This window comes from Aminobacter sp. P4_D5, assembly GCF_056401815.1.
In genome coordinates this window covers 1-558 of the sequence record NZ_JBFUIP010001206.1, presented here as the reverse complement: position 1 = coordinate 558, position 558 = coordinate 1, and the positions used below count along the sequence as shown (strand labels likewise).

Annotated in this window: 1 pseudogene; it reads right to left on the bottom strand. The window is 70.1% G+C overall.

Annotated elements, in window-relative coordinates:
• Positions 1–558: pseudogene (locus AC1DWF_RS37510) on the bottom strand (indolepyruvate ferredoxin oxidoreductase family protein); the annotation flags it as partial.

The following is a 558-nucleotide window of genomic DNA, read 5'->3' as shown; positions in this document are numbered from 1 at the left end:
GTATTCGAGCACCTCGCCGACATCGGCGGGATCGAGCATCGGCATCTCGAGATCGGCGAAGGCGTATTCCGAGCCCGATGTCACCGTGGAGGATTTCGCCGCGGGATCGTCGCCGGCCAGCGCCAGCACGCCGCCCTCCGGCGCTGTGCCGGCCCCATTGGCGTGGCGGAAGACATCACCGCTGCGATCGACGCCGGGCCCCTTGCCGTACCAGATGGCGAAGACGCCCCGCTGCTTCGCGCCCGGGAGCAGCGCCACCTGCTGCGTGCCCCAGCAGGCCGTCGCCGCGAGGTCCTCGTTCAGCCCCGGCTCGAAGACGACATTCGCCGCGCGCAGCCGCGCCTTCTGCTTCCAGAGCTCCTTGTCGTAGCCGCCAAGCGGCGAGCCGCGATAGCCCGTGATATAGCCCGCAGTGTCCAGCCCGAGCGCATCGTCCAGCATCCGGCGCATCAGCGGCAGGCGCACCAGCGCCTGTGTCCCGGTCAGCAGCGTCTCGCGCCCGGCCGCGTCCCATCGCTCCTCCAGGGAGATGTCGGGCCGGATGATGCTGTTCATGGG